Origin of the sequence: Flexibacter flexilis DSM 6793 (assembly GCF_900112255.1) — a bacterium.
GTDB classification, from domain to species: domain Bacteria; phylum Bacteroidota; class Bacteroidia; order Cytophagales; family Flexibacteraceae; genus Flexibacter; species Flexibacter flexilis.
Map to the genome: position 1 here is coordinate 111,084 of NZ_FOLE01000011.1, position 19,629 is coordinate 130,712.

At 43.8% G+C, this 19,629-nt stretch carries 19 protein-coding genes and 1 tRNA gene; 13 read left to right on the plus strand and 7 right to left on the minus strand.

Annotated features, from left to right (window positions below):
• Positions 1-71 precede the first annotated feature (71 nt).
• Together BM090_RS15995 and BM090_RS16000 are read right to left on the minus strand one after the other, a co-directional pair.
• Positions 72-935 carry a tetratricopeptide repeat protein gene (locus BM090_RS15995; RefSeq protein ID WP_091515822.1) on the minus strand — a complete coding sequence of 288 codons (864 nt, stop codon included), beginning with the start codon at positions 933-935 and terminating at the stop codon, positions 72-74.
• A gap of 87 nt (positions 936-1,022) precedes the next feature.
• Positions 1,023-1,328, minus strand: a complete 306-nt coding sequence (locus BM090_RS16000; RefSeq protein ID WP_091515826.1) for an HU family DNA-binding protein — start codon at positions 1,326-1,328, stop codon at positions 1,023-1,025.
• 500 nt (positions 1,329-1,828) lie between these two features.
• On the opposite strand from BM090_RS16000, the gene BM090_RS16010 reads away from it, so the two are divergent.
• The 7 genes from BM090_RS16010 (at position 1,829) to BM090_RS16040 (ending at position 8,092) form a co-directional block, all read left to right on the plus strand.
• Positions 1,829-2,572 carry an acylneuraminate cytidylyltransferase family protein gene (locus tag BM090_RS16010; protein WP_221405417.1) on the plus strand — a complete coding sequence of 248 codons (744 nt, stop codon included), beginning with the start codon at positions 1,829-1,831 and terminating at the stop codon, positions 2,570-2,572.
• Complete coding sequence (locus BM090_RS16015; protein WP_091515833.1) at positions 2,565-3,530, plus strand: Gfo/Idh/MocA family protein; 966 nt, start codon at positions 2,565-2,567, stop codon at positions 3,528-3,530. Before BM090_RS16010 ends, BM090_RS16015 begins: the two co-directional genes overlap by 8 nt.
• Before the next feature lie 100 nt (positions 3,531-3,630).
• Entirely contained in the window at positions 3,631-3,957 is a 327-nt protein-coding gene (locus tag BM090_RS16020) for a nucleotide pyrophosphohydrolase (RefSeq protein ID WP_091515951.1), read from the plus strand.
• Between the two features lie 75 nt (positions 3,958-4,032).
• Positions 4,033-5,157, plus strand: coding sequence for a DNA polymerase III subunit beta (dnaN, locus tag BM090_RS16025; RefSeq protein ID WP_091515836.1), 1,125 nt, complete (start codon positions 4,033-4,035; stop codon positions 5,155-5,157).
• A gap of 91 nt (positions 5,158-5,248) precedes the next feature.
• Complete coding sequence (locus BM090_RS16030) at positions 5,249-6,664, plus strand: anthranilate synthase component I family protein (RefSeq protein WP_394333480.1); 1,416 nt, start codon at positions 5,249-5,251, stop codon at positions 6,662-6,664.
• 75 nt (positions 6,665-6,739) lie between these two features.
• Positions 6,740-7,525: a 16S rRNA (adenine(1518)-N(6)/adenine(1519)-N(6))-dimethyltransferase RsmA gene (rsmA, locus tag BM090_RS16035; protein WP_091515955.1), complete on the plus strand. Its 786-nt coding sequence runs from the start codon at positions 6,740-6,742 to the stop codon at positions 7,523-7,525.
• A 24-nt stretch (positions 7,526-7,549) separates the two neighbouring features.
• Positions 7,550-8,092 carry a GNAT family N-acetyltransferase gene (locus BM090_RS16040; RefSeq protein WP_091515842.1) on the plus strand — a complete coding sequence of 181 codons (543 nt, stop codon included), beginning with the start codon at positions 7,550-7,552 and terminating at the stop codon, positions 8,090-8,092.
• Between the two features lie 73 nt (positions 8,093-8,165).
• Here the strand turns inward: BM090_RS16040 and BM090_RS16045 are convergent, their stop codons facing one another.
• Positions 8,166-8,426, minus strand: coding sequence for an acyl carrier protein (locus BM090_RS16045; RefSeq protein WP_091515846.1), 261 nt, complete (start codon positions 8,424-8,426; stop codon positions 8,166-8,168).
• Positions 8,427-8,743: 317 nt separating this feature from the next.
• On the minus strand, positions 8,744-9,760 hold the full coding sequence (locus BM090_RS16050; protein WP_091515848.1) for a M23 family metallopeptidase: 1,017 nt from the start codon (positions 9,758-9,760) through the stop codon (positions 8,744-8,746).
• Between the two features lie 25 nt (positions 9,761-9,785).
• Between BM090_RS16050 and porW the strand changes: the two genes are divergently transcribed.
• The 5 genes from porW (at position 9,786) to msrA (ending at position 15,334) form a co-directional block, all read left to right on the plus strand.
• Positions 9,786-12,539: a type IX secretion system periplasmic lipoprotein PorW/SprE gene (porW, locus tag BM090_RS16055; RefSeq protein WP_091515851.1), complete on the plus strand. Its 2,754-nt coding sequence runs from the start codon at positions 9,786-9,788 to the stop codon at positions 12,537-12,539.
• 30 nt (positions 12,540-12,569) lie between these two features.
• Positions 12,570-13,232: a Crp/Fnr family transcriptional regulator gene (locus BM090_RS16060; protein WP_091515854.1), complete on the plus strand. Its 663-nt coding sequence runs from the start codon at positions 12,570-12,572 to the stop codon at positions 13,230-13,232.
• Positions 13,233-13,258: 26 nt separating this feature from the next.
• Positions 13,259-14,071, plus strand: coding sequence for an NAD-dependent epimerase/dehydratase family protein (locus tag BM090_RS16065; RefSeq protein ID WP_177199975.1), 813 nt, complete (start codon positions 13,259-13,261; stop codon positions 14,069-14,071).
• A 72-nt stretch (positions 14,072-14,143) separates the two neighbouring features.
• Positions 14,144-14,650 (plus strand): hypothetical protein, encoded by a 507-nt coding sequence (locus tag BM090_RS16070; RefSeq protein ID WP_091515861.1) that lies wholly within the window; start codon positions 14,144-14,146, stop codon positions 14,648-14,650.
• A gap of 108 nt (positions 14,651-14,758) precedes the next feature.
• Positions 14,759-15,334, plus strand: a complete 576-nt coding sequence (gene msrA, locus BM090_RS16075; protein ID WP_221405418.1) for a peptide-methionine (S)-S-oxide reductase MsrA — start codon at positions 14,759-14,761, stop codon at positions 15,332-15,334.
• Positions 15,335-15,405: 71 nt separating this feature from the next.
• On the opposite strand, the gene BM090_RS16080 is transcribed toward msrA, so the two are convergent.
• Positions 15,406-15,993 carry a NifU family protein gene (locus BM090_RS16080; RefSeq protein WP_091515868.1) on the minus strand — a complete coding sequence of 196 codons (588 nt, stop codon included), beginning with the start codon at positions 15,991-15,993 and terminating at the stop codon, positions 15,406-15,408.
• A gap of 135 nt (positions 15,994-16,128) precedes the next feature.
• On the opposite strand from BM090_RS16080, the gene BM090_RS16085 reads away from it, so the two are divergent.
• Complete coding sequence (locus BM090_RS16085) at positions 16,129-18,000, plus strand: M1 family metallopeptidase (RefSeq protein WP_091515870.1); 1,872 nt, start codon at positions 16,129-16,131, stop codon at positions 17,998-18,000.
• Between the two features lie 121 nt (positions 18,001-18,121).
• Here BM090_RS16085 and BM090_RS16090 read toward each other — a convergent pair.
• Together BM090_RS16090 and BM090_RS16095 are read right to left on the minus strand one after the other, a co-directional pair.
• A tRNA-Asp gene (locus tag BM090_RS16090) sits at positions 18,122-18,195 on the minus strand.
• Positions 18,196-18,409: 214 nt separating this feature from the next.
• Positions 18,410-19,576, minus strand: coding sequence for a homogentisate 1,2-dioxygenase (locus tag BM090_RS16095; protein WP_091515873.1), 1,167 nt, complete (start codon positions 19,574-19,576; stop codon positions 18,410-18,412).
• Positions 19,577-19,629 lie beyond the last annotated feature (53 nt).

Here is a 19,629-nt window from a genome sequence, read left to right on the forward strand (position 1 = left end):
AGTGAAACAATTATTTTAACTTTGTGGAAACCAGTTAGTTGCCACGTGGAAAGTATTTCAGGCCGTTTTGGTTATAGGGCTTGTAATTCTGCCAGATTTTCGTCCACCGATTCTTGTACGGCGGGGTCTTTATCGAGTTGTTTTACTTTGTTAAAAAACTCGATTGCTTTTTCTTTTTTGCCAGCTTGTTTGTAGCTCATCGCCAAAAAGTACGTGGCTTTCAAGTGCTTAGGATTGATTTTGAGGAGTTCCTCAAAGCGTCCGATGGCCTTTTCGTATTGATTCGAGCGCATCGAAAGCAAACCTAAGTTATAAATAGCCGTTTCGTTTTTGGGGTCGGCACTTACCACTTCGCGAAGCATTCCGATTGCCTGCATGGGATTATCTGTATCCACATAAGTCATCGCTAATTTAGCTTTTGCGTCGAGGTTATTTTTATCGGCCTCCAATGCTTGTTGGTACATTTGCCTTGAGTGCTCAGTCCAGTAAGCAATTTTGTCGGCTTTGAGTGCAAAACCTGCTGCGTCAAACATCGCATCGCCTGCTTTGATAAAATTCGCGGCATTTGGTGCGTGGCTTGCCAATTGGCCTGTATAAACCGCCGCGCTGTCAAACTGATTGTTTAGCGCAAAACGCTTGGCCAGCGAGTCGGCAAATTGAGCCTTTTGGTTTGGTTTGGCTTGTTGGTAACGCTTACGCAAAGAAGCCAAATACTTCATTTCTGATTCCGAAAGCGGAGTTTCCTCGTGCTGCGGCTCATCCGTGTGTGTATCCGAATGCTGTGCGGTATCGGTTGGGGTGCTGCTCTTTCCGGCCATTTGGTCGCGGACTGCCTGCTCTCCTCCAGCTTTTTTTACCACGCCTTTCGGCAAAAAGTAGATGCCTACTACTGCCAAAAGTGCCAATCCTGTGATTATTAATTTTTGCTTTGACATAAGTCAAAAAAGAAAAAAAGGAAGATGCAAAACTTTGATGCCCCAAAGGTAACACATAAGTCTTGCATCTGCCCCGAAATGAAAAACTTATTTTTTAAGTTCAGCTTTAAGTTTCTCGCTTTCTTTGATCATTTTCACGAATTCTTTAGAAGGCTTGAAGCTTGGTACGTAGTGAGCATCAATGGTCATAGCCGTATTTTTAGAAATGTTACGAGCTACTTTAGCGGCTCTGTGCTTGTTGATAAAGCTACCGAAACCTCTTACATAAATATTATCACCTTGTGCCATTGAGTCTTTTACTACTTCAAAGAAGTTCTCGATAGTAGTCTGAACGTCGTTTTTGTCAACGCCTGTCTTTTCGGCGATAGCGGCAATTACTTCTGCTTTTGTCACTTTTATTGTAATTAGATGTTAAACAATTCTATAATCTACTGTTTCCCAAATTTTTGGGAGTGCAAAAATAGCCGCTTTTTTTAATTCCAAAAAAATAAAGCAAAAATAGTTTGTCTTTTTTTTGCAACTCACTGATTATCAGTGTTATATTTTTAAAATATTTTTTGCAAAATATTGAAAATCAGAATTTTATCATTTCGGATGCCCCCAAACGGCATTTCATTACATATTTTTTCCTGATTTTTATCAAAAAAGCCTTGTTTGGGTGTCTTTTTATCACAAAAAATAATAACAATCAATTGAATATCAGTTTTTTATTAAAATAAAATATGCTAAAAATGAGGTTTTTATGGTAGTATTTTAGCAAAAAAATCAAATGATAGGGTATGTTTTGTTATAGATGTTTTTTTGCCAACTCTATCAATATTCTATACTTTTACGTCATCTTCTTTTAACCTCGAAATAATATTAAAAAAATCGATAATAGTCAAAAACTTATCATGTATAAAGATTTGAAAATAATGGCCATTGTGCCTGCGCGTGGCGGTAGCAAAGGTTTACCCAACAAGAATATATTGCCGTTGGCTGGCCACCCGCTTATTGCTTACAGTATTGAGGCTAGCAAACGCTCTAAATACATTGATCGCGTGTTAGTTACGACCGATTCGGAGGCCATCGCCGACGTGTCGCGCCAATACGGAGCAGATGTTCCATTTTTGCGCCCTGCGCATTTGGCCGCCGACCTAAGCACTGACGTAGAGGCATTTACGCACGCTTTGGAATGGTTGCAAGCCAACGAAGGCGAAATTCCTGATCTTATTATACAACTTCGCCCTACGTCGCCGATTCGTTTTGTAGAAGAAATAGACGACTGCATCGCACGCTTGGCTGACACGCCAGCCGCTACCGCATTGCGTGCCGTGACACTTTCTCCTAACACTCCGTACAAAATGTGGCGTTTGGGTGCAAGCGAAAACGACTTTATGACGCCTTTGCTCACGGTGGACGGCATCGCAGAGCCTTACAACGAGCCGCGCCAAAACCTCCCGAAAGTCTATTGGCAAACAGGAACGTTGGATATTTTCCGCCCTTCGGTGTTGCTGGAGCAAAAATCCATGACAGGCCGTCACATTTTGCCTTACGTGATGGACGCGAGTTTGTCCATTGATATAGACGACATCGACAGTTTCCGTCGTGCCGAAAATCTTTTACCTAAAATTAATTGTATCAAATTCGATGCTTAGTCCAGAAAGTCCTTTATTAGTGATTGGCGCAGGTTCTATCGGCGAGCGTCATATCGGCAACCTTCAGGCCAAAGGTTTCCGTAATATATACGTGTTGCGTTCGCGCAATTTGCCGATGCGTAACATTGATGCCAGCACCGTAAAAGTGCTGACCAAATGGAACGAAGTGGAAGCCGTGAAACCTGTGGCCGCATTCATTACGTCCCCGACGGCTTTGCACGTAGAACAAACGCTCGCGTGCGTGCGTGCGGGTATGCACGTGTTGGTAGAAAAACCGCTTTCGCATAACTTGGAAGGTTTGGATGCACTCAAACAAGCCATTAGCGAAAAAGGCGTATATGTTTACATTGCGTATATGTTGCGTTTTCATCCGTTGCTCAAGCGCATGAGGGCATTTGTTGAAGCGGAAACCTATGGCAAATTGCTTTCGTTTACCACGCATTGGGGCGAGTATTTACCCGACTGGCATCCGTGGGAAGATTACCGCGAGTCGTATGCGGCGCGTAAAGAACTCGGAGGCGGTGCAGCACTGACGCTAAGCCACGATTTGGATATGTCTAACTGGTTGGTGGGCAGACCGATAGCCAGTTTTATGAGTTTGGCCAATCGCAAATCGGCTTTGGAAGTGAGCGTGGAAGCTGGGGCAGATTTTTTGATTAAATACGAAAATGACGTAACGGGACACGTACATCTGAATTTCTACGAACAGCCCGCAACGCGTTTTATGCACTTTGTATTTGAAACGGGAACGGTGTATTTCGATTATTACAAAGCAACCCTAACATTCCGTACCAAAACGACAACGGAAGTGGTGAGCCTCAATAATTTTGACCGAAATGCAATGTTTTTAGAGCAAGCAGACGCATTTTTGAGTAAAATCAACAGCTACACGGTAGCCGAGTCGTTGGCGGGTGTGGCCGAGTCTGAGCAGTTGATTAAAATGTGTAATACATTGTAAATAAATTGATTATATTATTTTAAAAGCCTGTATTTTTTCATTGATGCAAAGAATACAGGCTTTTTCTTTTGTAGAATTTTTTAAAACAAAACTTATAGTTATGACCATTGAGCAAGCCCAAGAAACAGTAGATAACTGGATTAAGACAACAGGCGTTCGGTACTTTAATGAACTTACGAACATGGCCATCCTGACGGAAGAAGTTGGGGAAGTGGCGCGTATTATTTCCCGCCAATACGGGGAACAATCCTTTAAGCCCAGCGACAAAGACAAGGTACTCGCCGACGAGTTGGCCGACGTGCTTTTTGTGGTGATTTGCTTGGCCAACCAGACGGGCATTAACCTTACGGAAGCCCTTCAAAATAATTTGGAGAAGAAAACATTGCGTGATGCTGACCGCCATCAGCAAAACGAGAAATTGAGGTAAAAAACGCCTATTTTTTGAGGAAATTTGCGCTTTTGTATGTACTTTTGTCCCTCTTAAATTCAGACAGAAATCAATATGAAATTTATAGTCAATTCGACGGCTTTACTAAAGCAACTTTCGGGCATTAATGGGGTGATTGCTTCTAATCCGATTCTGCCGATTTTGGAAAATTTCCTTTTCGACTTGGACGGGGAAAAACTTTCGGTTACCGCGTCGGATTTGCAAACAACCATCGTAACAGAACTTACGGTGGACAGTGCCGACAGTGGCAAAGTGGCTGTTCCTGCTCGCATTTTGCTTGATACGCTTCGCAATTTGCCTGAGCAACCTGTTACATTCCTCATAGACACAGACACTTACAGCATTGAGCTTATTTCGGAAAATGGCCATTACAAACTCTCTGGCGAAAATGCCATAGATTTCCCAGCTACGCCAAGTGTAAACAACGGGACAGCCATCGAAGCTCCAGCCGACGTGATTCAGAAAGCCGTAGTAAGCACACTTTTCGCCACTGGTACGGACGATTTGCGCCCAGCCATGACGGGGGTTTTCTTCCAATTGGGTACAGAAAATTGTACGTTTGTTTCCACCGACGGCCACCGTTTGGTACGCTACCGCCGCACGGACATTCAGTCTTCTACGGAAGCGAATTTGATTGTGCCGCGCAAAGCCCTGAATCTGCTTAAATCGGTGTTGCCTTCTGATAACACAACACTTACGATTTCATTCAATAGTTCAAACGCGTTTTTCAGCTTCGGACATATCCGCATGATTTGCCGTTTGATTGATGAACGTTTCCCTGACTACGCCAACGCCATTCCACTCAACAACCCAAACCAATTGGTCATTGAGCGTTTGGAATTGCTAAGTTCTTTGAAACGTATTTCGATTTATGCCAATAAAACAACGCATCAAATCCGCCTGAAACTTTCGCCGCAAGGTTTGCAGATTTCGGCAGAAGATTTGGATTTCTCGAACGAGGCTTCCGAAACGCTCCAATGCGAATATGAAGGCGAAAGCATGGAAATTGGCTTTAATGCTAAATTTTTGATGGAAATGCTCAATAATTTGGATTCAAATTTGATTTCCCTTGAGCTTTCGGCCCCAAATCGCGCGGGATTGATTATTCCTAAAAAACAAGATGCAAACGAAGATACACTCATGTTGGTAATGCCTGTAATGCTTAATCAATATGTGTAATTTCGATTTTTTGAAATAAAATATTTCCAAAGCCCGCCGTTCCGATTTGCCGAACGACGGGCTTTATTTTACACTAACCCAACCCCTGAATCTGATGAAACATAAAGTAACCACCCGCTACAAAAAACTACTGGCCGACACGTTTACGCCCGTGAGCATTTACCTCAAGTTACGCGACCGTTTCGTCAATACCATTTTGCTGGAAAGTTCTGATTATCATGGCGTAGAAGATAGCTTTTCGTATATTTGCTGCTCGCCAATGGCTAAGTTTGAACTCCAAGCCGACGGCGGACTTTCGCAACATTTCCCCGACGGAACAAGCCTGCATTCGCAGCCTACGCGCGAGAATCTGCTCCAAAATTTGCAGGATTTTATCGGTAGTTTTGAGGTAGAAAAAACGCCTTTCCAGTTCATTTCCAACGGCCTTTTCGGGCATATTGCTTACGATGCCGTGCAGTATTTTGAGGATATTGATTTTGATAAGAAAAAATTGAACCTCGAAATCCCGCTAATTACTTACCAAGCCTTTAGGTTTGTGATTGCGGTGCATCATTTCAAAAATGAATTATACATTTTCGAACATACCGCCGAAGCAGCACAAACGCCTGAAGGTGAAGATATTGCCTTTGTTGAATCATTGATTCAGAACAAAAGTTTTGCGGCGTATCAGTTTGCACCCAAAGGCGAAGAACAGACAAATTTTACGGATGCCGAATTTATGGACGTGTTGGCCGCAGGCCAGAAACATTGCTTTAGAGGAGATGTGTTCCAGATTGTGATGGCACGCCGTTTCTGGCAGCAATTCAGCGGCGACGAGTTTAATGTATATCGCGCGTTGCGTTCTATCAATCCTTCGCCCTATTTGTTTTATTTTGATTATGGAAATTTCAAAATCTTTGGTTCTTCTCCTGAATCACAGATAGTTATAAAAAATGGCGTGGCTGGCATTTATCCAATCGCGGGTACTTTCAGACGCACAGGCAACGACCTTGCCGACAGCGAATTGGCGCAAAAGTTGCTCAACGACCCCAAAGAAAGTGCAGAACACGTGATGTTGGTGGATTTGGCGCGTAACGATTTGAGCCGCAACAGCGAAACCGTACAAGTGGAATCGTTCAAAGAAGTACAATATTATTCGCACGTCATCCATTTGGTGTCGAAGGTGACGGGCAAACTTCGCCCAGACACTACGTCGTTGCGCATGGTGGCCGATACGTTTCCTGCGGGTACGCTGTCGGGTGCGCCTAAGCACAATGCCATGCAACTCATTGACCAATACGAAAATACCAACCGTTCGTATTATGGCGGCTGCATCGGTTACATTGGTTTTGATGGTGCGTTCAATCACGCCATTATGATACGTTCGTTTTTGAGTAGTGCCAACACGTTGTATTATCAGGCGGGCGCGGGCGTGGTGGCCAAGTCCGATTTGCCAAGCGAACTACAAGAAGTACACAACAAATTGATGGCTTTGCGCGAGGCGATTCGCTTAGCTGCAACGCTCTAATATTCAGGATTTTATTTTGCCCAAAGTTACTGCTTGCGGGTAGTGGCTTTGGGTTTTGTTTTTGATAAAAATAGTATGTCGGTAAAACCCAAAAAACATCTTGGTCAGCACTTCCTGACCGATACGAACATTGCCCTGCAAATTGTGGAGCTTTTGAGCCTGCACGGAGATTATAAAAATGTGTTGGAAATAGGGCCGGGCATGGGCGTTCTGACCAATTTTTTGATTCAAAATACTACTTACCAAACGTGGCTGATTGACATAGACCGCGAGTCTATCGCGTACCTGAACAAGCATTTTCCGACGCTTAAAGGCCGCATTATTGAAGGCGATTTCTTGCGTTTTGATGTAAACAAAGAAGTGGGCAAAGGCGAACCTGTGGCCATTATCGGCAATTTTCCGTACAATATTTCTTCACAGATTTTCTTTAGCATTCTGGAAATGCGCCAATACATTCCCGAAGTGGTTTGTATGCTTCAGAAGGAAGTGGCTGAACGTTTGGCCTCGCCTCCCGGCAACAGAGACTACGGCATTTTGAGTGTGTTTTTGCAGGCGTATTATGATATTGAATACTGTTTTACGGTGCAAGAACACGTTTTTGACCCGCCACCGCGCGTAAAATCGGGCGTGATTCGTCTCAAACGCAATGCCCGCCAACAACTTGACTGCGACGAAAAATTATTTGTCCAAGTGGTGAAACAAGGCTTTAACAACCGCCGCAAAACCTTGCGCAATGCACTCAAGCCCTTGGGTTTGCCCGAAAGTTTTAATACAGAGCCGTTGCTCGACCGCCGCGCCGAACAACTCAGCGTAGCAGATTTTATGGGGCTTACCAATCGCATTCAAGCCGCCAAAGGATAATTTTATTGGATAAACAGAATAAATATGACAACTATCACCAACCTCAATTGGCAGCCTGTGCATTTGGAAAATGAGCTTGTAAGGCTTGTTCCGCTGCAATCTGGGCATTTTGAAGCGTTATTTGCGGTAGCTTCCGACCCGCTAATTTGGGAGCAACACCCCGCCTCGAACCGCTACCAAAGAGAAGTGTTCGAAGATTTTTTTGCAAAAGCAATTGAAGAAGGAAAGGCTTTTTTGATTGTGGAAAAAGCTACAAATCAAGTGGTTGGCTCTTCGCGTTATTACGAATACGACCCAGCCGAAAAAAGTATTTGCATTGGTTATACGTTTTTGGGGCGTGCGTATTGGGGCGGAAATTTTAATAAATCCATCAAAAAACTCATGATTGATTATGCGTTTGAGTTGGTGGAAAAAGTAGTGTTTCATATTGGCGCAGACAACAAGCGTTCGCAAATCGCGACCATGCGCATCGGGGCAAAGAAAACCAAAGAAATGGAAATGGTTTTGACGGGAAAACCCGTGCTTCATGTGGAATTGGTGATTGAGAAAAAAGATTGGCAGGCATAAAAACAGAAACGCCAAAGTTGCTATAAGTCAGCTACTTTGGCGTTTTTGCAAATATAAGAAAGTAAAAGTCTGGTTATGCGGCTGCATAAGCTACACTTACGTTAAGGTGTTGGCGTACACACGAAACGGCATCTCCTACGGTTTGGATAGATTGTACTTCTCTGTCGTCGAGATTGATGTCAAACTCTGTTTCCAAGTACAACATCATTTCCATTTGTTCCATGATGTTGAGACCCAATTCATTTAATCTTTTATTTTTTTTGATAGCAGTGCTTGGAATCAAAAAATGTTTTTTAAAAATACGTTCGATGCGAGTTTGAACTGAACTTTTCATAACAACCTCCTTTTTTTAGTGCTTAACGGCTTATTTGTGTAAATTTTTTGATATTTAAACAAAACGAAATTGGCACTTTATATCATTTATACCTTTTCCGTTGGGAATACTTTTGTTTGGTTGGGTGGGCTTTTGCCTTATTCCAACGATACAAAGGTATAGCGGGGTTGGTGCTTGTCCTAACCAAAAAAAATGAACCGCTTGTTTCGTTTACTGAACGGTATAAAATCTGGTACGAACTGATTTGGGGTTGTTTTGAAGTTATGATTTGGCGGCCTGAACCGTCGTTTTTTGGGGCTGAATTTGGGGCGAAAGTATTACTGAAAATCTATGAAATTTTGGGGGTTGATGGGATTGCCATTGTACCAAACTTCCAAGTGCAAATGTGAGCCAGTGGTAAGGGTTTCGCCAGAGTTGCCTACCAGCGCGATAAGTTCGCCAGCACGCACGGCATCGCCTACTTTTCGGGTAATAGAGGCATTGTGTTTGTAGATGGAAATCAGGTTGTTACGGTGCTGAATAGCGATTACGTTGCCTGTGTCTTGTGTCCAAGAAGCCACAATAACCGTACCGTCGGCGATGGCTTTTACGGGTGTGTTTTTGTCTGTTACGATGTCTGCGCCATAGTGGGCAATTTTGGTATCAAAGCCCGAGGAAACAAATCCGTTTACGGGTTTGAAGAAAAACATTCCGCCCAGTGCGTCGCTGTTGTTGCCAGTGGGCAAACCTTGCACATCGGCATTTTGTTCAAATTCCAAACGAAGTGCCTCTTCCACTGCCGAAATAGAATCCAGATTGGCGTGCGATTGGGCGGTAGGAGTAGGGGTTTTCTTTTCTTCGGCTGCCGAAAGTTTGCCCGAATTGCCTGCTATATCCCTGAAATTTTGAATGAGCGCATCGCGGCCTTGTAGTTCGGTTTCCAGCGAATCGAGCCGAGAGGCCAATAGCACTAACTTCTTCCGATTGACGGTTTCTTGGCTGCCCGCGTCGGTAAAAGCATTGCTCCAGCGGTTGCCCAACCAGAAACTCAGGGCAGATAAAATTATTACAACACTAACCACAAAAACGATTACTTTTGCATAGTTTAGACGTAAGGTTGTCTTCTCGGCGAAAGTTTCCTCGCTGCGTAATATGAGCGTGTAATGGTTCGTTAGCCAATTATATATAGTTGTTCTCCGACGTTTCACGATAGCCAAATTAAAAAGTCTGTTACTGGAATGAGCCACAAAAGTAATGATTCTTTCATTGCCCAAAGGCCATAAAATCCAAAAAATGGCGGCGGTGGCAGTGGCTACAATGTTAGTTTCAAAATAAAAACAGGCGTTTGACCTCAAATATAGTCTTATTGTTGTGCAAAAAATGATCAATAACCGATTCTCAAAAGATTCTTTGGTAATCAGAAAAATATTCGTGCTTGCTTTTTTGGGGCTTGTGGCGTGTTCGAGCGAAAAAAATACGCCTACCAGTCGCGCTTATCATAACGTACTGGCCAAATATAATGGCTATTTCTTGGCACGCGAAAAAACCAAAGAAGTAGAAAACAACATCGTCAAGGCACACAAAGAAAACTATAATAGGATTCTTGAAATTTATCAGCCCATCAGCGCAGCCACCGAAACGAGCATTAAACCGCTTACCGAAGAAATCGTAAAGAAGGCCTCTATTCCCGTACAACGTCACAAATATAGCAAGTGGGTGGACGATAGTTATTTGCTCATCGGAAGAGCGCGTTATTACCAAGCCGACTGGGAAAATGCCACGACCACGTATCGTTATGTTTACGGCAAAGCCAAAGGCAAGGACGAAAAATCTTCTGCTCTTATTTGGTTGTTGCGTACTTATGTGAGTGCAGGCGAACCCAAAATGGCCAGCATTGCACGCAGTGTTTTGGAAAAAGAAGCCCCCACTTTTAGTAAGGCCAACACGCGCGATTATCACCTGACAATGGCGTTCTATCATTACAAGTTGCGCGAATATAAGGAAGTGGCCGAAAATCTCGATAAGGCTTTACCACTGATGCGTCGCGGTGAAGCACGTGCCCGTTTGTACTATGCACTTGGGCAGATTCGCCAAAAACAACACGCGGATTCGGCTGCTTATAAGTCGTTTAGAGCGGTTTTGAAAAATAATCCGTCTTACGAACTTTCGTTTTATACCAAACTGAATTTGGCGCAAGTAACATCTGTTTCGGACGAAAAAGGCAAAAAACGCATTCGGAAGTATTTCAAAAAAATGCTCAAAGACGAAAAAAATGAAGAGTACCGCGACCGCGTGTATTACGAAATGGCTTCTTTTGAACTAAAACAAGGGAATGTACCCAAAGCGATTGAGTATTACCAAACTTCTTTGCGTCAAAAAACAACCAATCCGAACCAAAAAGCTTATTCTTATTTGCGTTTGGGAGAAATTTTTTACGACAAATTGCACCGCTATCCGCAAGCCAAAGAATATTATGATAGCACGATTACCGCACCATTAGACACCAACGAAGAAAATTACGCGGCCATTCTCAAACGCCAAAAAGTGTTGGGCGATTTTGTGCGCGAATACACCATCGTACAGCGCGAAGACAGCTTGCAACGTTTGGCCGCCATGGATACGGCAACGCTTTACGCCACTATTGATAAAATGGTAGCGGGTGATATTGCTCGCGACAAAGAAGATGCACGCCGCAAAGAGCGTGAAGCCCGCAAAGCTGCTTCGGGCGGTGGCAATGGTTCGTCTATGTTTGACAATAAAAATGGCTTGGGATTCAATAGTAGTAGCGACGACGGCAATAGCGATACCAAATGGGCGTTGAGCAATCCTGCCGCGATTAGTGCGGGGCGTGCGGCCTTCTTGCAAAAATGGGGAAATCGTCCGTTGCAAGATAATTGGCGACGCTCAAAGAAAGATTCTGCGCCAATGCAAGAGGAAAACAATCCGTCTGCCAACGCCACCGAAGAGCCTAAAGATTCTCCGACAGATACCGCCAATAAGTCTGAAAAAGCCACCGAAAAAACAGACGATGGAAAAGGTAAAACTACTAAAGCCGCCGCCCCAGAACGCAATCGCTCGGCTTACCTAAAAGACATTCCGTTTACGGCGCAGGCTTTGGCTGCTTCCAACGAAAAGTTAAGACCAGCGTTGTATAATTTGGGTAAAATCTATCGCCAAAAACTCGAAGAACCCGACAACGCCGCCACGACGTTTGAACATTTTGTGGAGAAATTCTATGAAGATGAAAAAACGCCCGAAGTGCTGTATTTTCTTTATCTCATTTACAAAGAAAAAGGTATGGCTGAGAAACAGGAAGTTTGTAAACAAAAGCTGCTAAAGGATTTTCCTAAGTCGGATTACGCGGGCTTGTTGCGCAACCCTAATTATTTGGTGGAGAAAAAAGCCCAAGAAGCACAAGCCGAAAAGGATTATGCAGTTGCCTATGAGCTTTACGAACAAAACCGTATGGCCGAAGCCGAAATTGCTGTGAATAAGTTGCGTGATAACTATCCCGAAACGGTTATTATGGACAAAATAGTGTTGTTGCAAACGCTCATTGCGGGGCACACACTCGCGCCAAGCGATTATGTAACACGTATTAATGAGTTTATGAAAAATTACCCTAAATCTAAACTCATTCCTTTGGCGCAAGAAATGAATGCGGTGGCCGTGCGAGTGGCTTCAGGGCAGTCGGCAGTAACCAGTATTTCGGAGGCTACCAGCACAAGCAACGAACCAAGTACGAGTTTGTCGCCTTACAAATTGGATTTGGAAAAGCCGCATTATTTTTTGGTGATATTGCCTGTCGGGAAAATTCGGAACACGGAGGCTATGGAGAAAATCTCAGAATTTAACTCAATATACTACCCTGAGCGTACTTTCACCGTAAATGATATGTTGATTAACGACAAATATTTTATGGTGCGTGTTTGGGATTTGCCGACCAAAATTCAGGCACTTAATTACTTGAAAAAACAGAAAAGTGAAAAAGGGGCACTCAGCGAAGATTATCCTAAATTGGAAAAACATTATTTGTTGATGACTGCCGACAATCTCAAGATTTTCTATAAATCCAAAAATATTAAAGAATACGAAGATTTCTTTAACAAACATTATAACCTCAATTTTGAGTAATAATAGCCACCCAATTTGCACCCAACCGACATGACCACACTGGATAATTTGGCTATCAAAAAGCAGTTTCCTAGTTTTGAAAACGAGCTGATAGATAGTATTATAGCTTTTGCGCAAATAAAAGAAGTAAAAGCGGGAGAGACGATTATTCGCAAAGGCCAGTATATCAAACACGTGGTGTTGGTGCAGTCGGGGAGTATCAAAATTTATACAGATGGCGAGGATGGCGGCGAATTTTTTATGTATTTCCTCAATGCGGGGCAAGCCTGTGCCGTTTCGATGGTTTGTGTTACGCAAATGGAAATGAGTAGCATTACGGCAGTGGCCGAAGAAGATACCACATTGCTACTCGTGCCGCTGGCCATGATGGAAAAATGGATGTCGCAGCACAAGAGTTGGTACAAATTTGTGGTGGCCAATTATCGCAATCGTTTTGATGAGATTCTGAGGGCTTTAGACCAAGTGGCCTTTAGGGGCATGGACGAGCGTCTTAGTTTTTATTTGCGCCGCCAAGCCCAACAGTTACAAACCAACACATTGCATTTGTCGCATCAGCAAATTGCCGCAGACCTCAACTCTACGCGTGAGGTAATTTCTCGCTTGCTCAAAAAAATGGAACAGCGCAATTTGCTCAAACTCCAGCGCAACCAAATCGTACTGGAAGAGGCTTTGTTGGGAGAAATAAAAATCTGATTTTCTGTACTTTAAATTTATTTGATTTGAAAAAAATAACAGTCGTGGGTTGCGGTTGGTTGGGATGGCCATTGGCGCAAACTTTACAGCAAAAAGGTTATAGCGTAAGCGGAACAGTACGCACACCCGATAAATGCGCTGCGTTGCAGGCGGCTAATCCTCAAATAACAATGTGGGTTTGGGATACCAACGACTTTACGCAGCAAATCAATTCGTCATTGCTTGCCCAAACGCAAACTCTTATCATTTGCTATCCGCCCACGCGCGGCGCAGCACCGACGCAGTACGCCCAAAATCTTGAACGAGTGTTGCAATGCGCTATGGAAAATGGTGTGCAGGAGGTCATTTTTACCAGTAGTACATCCGTGTACCCTGATTTGCCCCAGATTTTTACCGAAACATCGGACACCAACGGCGGTTCGGCGGCTATCTTAGAAGCCGAAAAAATTTGCCAATTATACAGTAAGTTTCTGAAAATAAATATTTTACGATTGGGTGGTTTGTTGGCTGCCGACCGAAATCCTGCCCGATACCTAAACCCCGACCGTATGCCCAATGGCAATGCTTCCGTCAATTTTGTGCATCGGCAAGACGTGATAGGCGTAATATTGGCCTTGTTGGAAAAAAATATTGCGGGGCAAATTTTGAATGTGGTGGCTGATTTGCACCCATTGCGTCGCGATTTTTATGCGTATGCTTGTCCTAAAATTGGGCGTGTTTGTCCGCCATTTCCTTCTGACCAAAATTTGTTTAATAGGTTAATAGTCAATGATTTATTGAAAGAAAAATTAGCATATCAATTTCTTTTCCCCAATCCTTTGCAAATGTTGGAGCAATAAACTTTGGAACGAAAAACAAAGGAGTAAGGTTGTAGGCAAAAAGCAATTTAAAATTCTTTTAAATCAAAAAAAATGAACGCAACAACTAATCCAACCTTTGTTTTGGAAACTGGCCGACAAGCATTGTTAGTCAATTTTTTACAAAAAGAAATCCCTGCGGCACTCTCCAAACTTGGCGATTCTACCAAGCCACTTTGGGGCGGCATGACACCGCAACAAATGATTGAACACCTTAACAATGTGATTGTTACGGGAACAATCGTAACCGAAAAAGAGCCTGTCGCACCGACCAAAGGCCAAACCGATGCCCGCAATTTCATTATCCATAGCGATGAGCCACTGCCACGCGGTTTGCAAAACCCTGCTTTTCAGTTTGGTATGCCTCCGAATACGAACCGTACTTTAGACGAGGCCAAAGCCCAATTAGCTAAAAATATAGAGATGTTCTTCCGTGTGCGTGGTAGCAAACCCAAGGGCATTACGTTCAGTGCGTTTTTGGGTGATTTGAATTTTGATGAACAATTGGTGTTTCATAACAAGCATTTCCGCCACCATTTCACACAATTTAACTTGCTATAAACCATGTATTTCAGGGGTTTATTAACGGCGTTTTATGTGTTACTTTCGGCTGGATTTTGGGCTTGCACGGCAGCCAATTCAGACGGACAAAACAAGCATTCGGACAATATGGAAAATCTCTCGGAACAAACAACGGCTACTGCTGCGCAGTTGGACACGGCCACTTTTGCAGCGGGTTGTTTTTGGTGTGTAGAAGCTGTATTTCAGCAACTTGACGGCGTTCAGTTGGTCGTTTCGGGCTATATGGGCGGCCACGTCAAAAACCCGACGTATGAACAAGTTTGTTCGGGACTTACTGGCCACGCGGAAGCCTGCCAAATTATTTATGACCCCAAAAAAGTGAGTTATGAAACGCTTTTGGAGGCATTTTGGCAAAGCCACGACCCCACGACCCTCAACCGACAAGGCAACGACGTAGGTACGCAATACAGGTCGGCCATTTTCTACCATAACGAAAAGCAACACCAATTGGCTACCGAATACAAGACGAAACTCAATAAATCGGGAGCTTGGGACAAACCTATCGTTACGGAGATTTCGCCAGCGTCGGTGTTTTACAAAGCGGAAGATTATCATCAAAACTATTATAACCTCAATACAAGACAAGGTTATTGCCAGTTTGTTATTCGCCCCAAAGTTGATAAATTCAGAAAGGTGTTTAAGGACAAATTGAAACAGCAATAACAACAAAAAAGGCTTTGCAAACGAAACTTGCAAAGCCTTTTTTGTTGTGTAATATTTTTAAAATCAAATACTTATACGCCTTCGGCCACTACTTCCGTGATGTCGTTTGGCAACATACGTTTCAGTAGGTTTTCGATGCCAGCTTTCAGCGTAAGCGTAGAAGAAGGGCAGCCGCTGCACGAACCGCGCAACTGTACTTTCACAACACCTTCGTTGTACGAATGGAAGCTAATCGCGCCGCCGTCCGACTCCACCGCAGGGCGTACATACTCGTCGAGCAAACCTTTTATTTTCTTTACTAATTCTGTATCAGGTTGTTGGGTAGCTGACTCGTAATCATCCATTGTTTTTTGGGTAAGTACGGGACGGTCAGACTCCAAATATTCTTTCACTGTTTTTTTGATGATAGGCGTAATTTCTACCCATTCCACGTCGGCGGTTTTGGTAACCGTTACAAAGTTGCTCATCAAGAAAACGCGCTCAATGTTACCCAATTCAAAAATTGCTTGTGCTAAAGGCGAAGCCGCCGCCGCTTCCACGTTGGCAAAATCGAAATCCGTGCCGTCAGGGACAAGCATAAAATTAGCCGCAAACTTCAAGGAGTTAGGGTTTGGGTTGGCTTCCGTATAGATATTTACATACTTTTGAGCTCTGAGCATGGCATTACAAAGTTTTGTTATAATTTCTGATGAGGTGCAAATTTAGTCCCTTTACAAATACGAATAGGGTTTTGTTCCTGCAAAGTTACGGTGCTTTGCTCTTTTTTACTACAACTTTTTATCTTTCAATAAGTTATGTTAGAAAAAAAATCTAAACATTGGCAGACCATTTTGGTTTGCTGTTATTTGTTTTTGGCGCAATGGGCTTGGGCGCAAACGCCGAAGTTGCCACATTCCGAACCCGACCAACATTCTTTTGCTCAGCCTTCTGTCGTGCGCATGACGCATCTGGATTTGGACATAAAAGTTTCGTTCGAGAAAAAACAGATTGCGGGTGTGGCCACGCTTTCTATCGAAAATTTGGGCAATGCCGACGAACTTTGGATTGATAGTAAAGATTTGACTATCAGTAAAATATATTTGGATAACGACAAAACCCCAACCACATTTGCTAGCACCGACGAAGTGCCGTTTTTGGGTCGTGGTGTTAAAATAGACATTCGTCCCGACACGCGCAAAGTGCATATTCATTACCACAGCAGCCCGAAGGCGGAGGCTTTGCAATGGCTTTCGGCGGCGCAAACGGCAGGCAAAAAATTTCCGTTTTTGTTTACGCAAGGCGAGGCAATCCTGACACGCAGTTGGATTCCGTGCCAAGACAGCCCCAATGTTCGTTTCACGTATTCGGCGCGTGTGCAAGTGCCGCGTACGCATTTGGCCATGATGAGTGCCACCAACCCCACCAAGCGCAACAGTTCGGGCATTTATGAATTTAAAATGGAACAAGCCATTCCCGCGTATTTGGTGGCTTTGGCCGTCGGGGATGTGGCTTTCAAACCGCTTGGCAACCGCACGGGCGTATATGCCGAACCTGCTACGCTGCCCACAGCCGCGCACGTGTTGGCAGAAACGGAAAATATGTTGGTGGCCGCCGAAAAGTTGTACGGAGAATATGCTTGGAAGCGTTACGATTTGTTGATTTTGCCGCCAAGTTTTCCGTTTGGAGGCATGGAAAATCCGCGTCTTACGTTTGCCACGCCAACTATTTTGGCCAAAGACCGTTCGCTTACAAGCCTTGTGGCGCATGAGCTGGCACATTCGTGGTCGGGCAATTTGGTGACCAATGCCACTTGGGACGATTTTTGGCTCAACGAAGGTTTTACAGTGTATTTTGAACGCCGCATTATGGAAGCTCTTTACGGAAAATCTTATACGGAAATGCTCGCCGTGCTTGGCTATCAAGATTGGCAAGCATCCAACACAGATTTTGCCAAAACGGATACGGCGGCCACTTGCCTCAAATTGCATTTGGCAGGCAAAGACCCTGACGAAGGCATGACCGACATTGCCTACGAAAAAGGCGCGGCATTTCTGACCACTTTAGAAAAAGCCGTTGGCCGCGAAAAATTTGATGTGTTTTTGAAAAATTATTTTAGCTCAAAGGCATTCCAAACCATCACGACCGAAGATTTTGTCATTTATCTGCAACAAAATTTATTAAGCACCGAGCAGTTCCAAAGCCTTCACGTACAACAATGGATTTATGGGGCGGGTATTCCGTCGTTTTTTGAAGTGCCAGTTTCGGCGCGTTTTCAAAATGTGGATAAGTCTGTGGATTTGTATGTAAATAAATCGCAACTACCTGACAAACAAACCACAAAATCTTGGACTACACACGAATGGGTACATTTTTTGCGCCATTTGCCCAGTACCTTATCTTTGGTTCAAATGCAAAAATTAGATGCTGCTTTTGGTTTTACCCAATCGGTTAATGCTGAAATTCAGTTTGAATGGTTTCTCAAAAGCGTACAAACTAATTATGAGCTAGCACGTGCCGCCACCGAGAAATTTTTGATAGCCACAGGCCGCCGCAAATACCTTGTTCCTTTGTATAAGGCGATGCTTGCCACGCCAGCAGGCCGCACGGAAGCGCAACGTATTTACAAAAAAGCACGCCCGAATTATCACTTTGTCGCGACAAATACGTTAGATGAGTTGATGAAATAAATTAGTGTTGAGTGAAAATTCTATTATAGAAATATATTATCTCAGATAGTATGTTTCTATAATAGAATTTGAAATTAATCAAACAAAAAGCCTAACTCTTTTCAGAATCAGGCTTTTTTTGCGGTATGGACGGGACTCGAACCCGCGACCTCCGCCGTGACAGGGCGGCATTCTAACCAACTGAACTACCAAACCGTTACCGCTATCAGACTTGTTTGTCGTTTAACGTGGTGCAAAGGTACGCCTATTTTCATACAAAGCAATAGGCAGCCGTAAATTTTGCGATATTTTTTTGAGGCCAAAACTGTTATTTCAAGATAAAATTCTGAGAAACAATTTATTATCTGTGTTAAAAAAATTGAAAAAAAATCAGGAAAGCCGTTTTATTTAGCTTTCCTGACCCAAATATTTAGCTATTCCAGCTCATCGGATAGTTTTCGTCCACGAAAGTAAGGGCTTCTTGCGTCACCCAAAGCGGTTTGAAAGTATCAATCATAACGGCCAGTTCGATGGTTTCTTTTTTGCCGATGCTGGCTTCTATCGTGCCAGGGTGCGGCCCATGCGGCAACCCGCCAGGGTGCAACGTAAACGAAGCTCTTTCCACGCCTTTGCGGCTCATAAAATTGCCTTCCACGTAATACAAAACCTCGTCGGAATCTATATTGGAGTGGTTGTAAGGCGCAGGAATGGCCAACGGGTGATAATCGAAGAGACGCGGCACAAACGAACAAATCACAAATTGCGCAGCCTGAAACATTTGGTGTACTGGCGGCGGCTGATGAATGCGGCCTGTAATTGGTTCAAAATCGTGAATAGAAATGCAATACGGATACAAAAATCCGTCCCAACCCACGACATCCAGCGGGCTATGTTCGTAAACGTATTGGTGCAAAAAGCCTTGTTTTTTGATTTTAACCAAATACTCCCCTTTTTCGGTTTCTGTTACCAATTCCGCTGGCGGACGAATGTCGCGTTCGCAATACGGCGAATGCTCCAATAGCTGCCCCAACTCGTTGCGGTAGCGGCTTACCGTCTCGATGGGACTGGCCGACTCCACTACCAACAAACGCACGGGTTGCGGATTTTCGTCAAATTCCATTTTGTAAATGGTCGTGCGCGGAATAACAATGTAGTCGCCTGCTTCAAAACGCAACTTGCCGAACTGCGAATACAAATAACCTGCGCCATCGTGCACAAAAATCAACTCGTCGGCTTCGCCATTTTTGTAGAAATAGTCCATTGTCCGAACCGACGGATTGCAAATGTTAATGGTTACGTCGTTGTTCATGAGCATCGGCAAACGCGCTTGCAGAAAATCCGAGCCAGTTTCTTTGGCCAAACAGGTTTTGAGGTGAATGGGCTGCAAAGGAAAATCTTTGATTGGTGTGGTAGTCCAAGCCACAGGCTTTTCGATACGCTTGATTTTGGTTGGCGCGTACACGTGGTAGAGGTTGGAGTAAATCCCCGAAAAACCCAAAGAACTCACCAATTCTTCTTGGTACAAGCTGCCGTCGGGTTGCCTAAACTGAATGTGGCGTTTGTGAGGCACTTGGCCGAGTTTGTAATAATAACACATGGTTGTTGTATAAGTTGGTGTATATGAGATTGTTATTTAGTAAAAAGATTGCA